Source organism: Micromonospora sp. M51, assembly GCF_018070305.1.
Classification (GTDB): domain Bacteria; phylum Actinomycetota; class Actinomycetes; order Mycobacteriales; family Micromonosporaceae; genus Micromonospora; species Micromonospora parva.
This window is the reverse complement of sequence record NZ_JAGPXZ010001567.1, coordinates 1-383: the sequence shown is the minus strand read 5'-3', so window position 1 is coordinate 383 and position 383 is coordinate 1. Positions and strand designations below refer to the sequence as shown.

1 pseudogene is annotated in these 383 nt (G+C 70.0%); it reads right to left on the bottom strand.

The window, feature by feature from the left end:
• A pseudogene (locus KBX53_RS35980) lies at positions 1–383 on the bottom strand (hypothetical protein); the annotation flags it as partial.

The window sequence follows — 383 nt, the reverse complement described above, 5'->3', positions numbered from 1 at the left end:
GGGTGAGGTTGACGGTGGCCTTGAAGAAGATGCCGGGCCGCGCGGCGTTGGTGATCACCGGACGCAGACCGGCCACGAACGTCTCGTCGACGGGCAGCAGGTGGGTCTGCCAGTTGGTCAACGTGCCGGTCAGGGTGCCCGCGTCGACAAGCGACACCCGCTCGGTGATGCCCTTGCGGTCGACCAGCGCCTGGCCGAAGTTGTTGCGGCCCATGCCCTCGACCAGGATGTCGAGCGTGGGGCTGCCGCTCGCCGAGGTCTTCAGCGCCAGCGGCGCGTCGCGCACCGTCACGCCGAGCGGCGTCGTGTAGGTCGCCGGCAGGTTGCTCCGGGACATGGCGCCCTGGTAGACGCCGTCGAGGAACACCGTCGCGTAGTCGCGC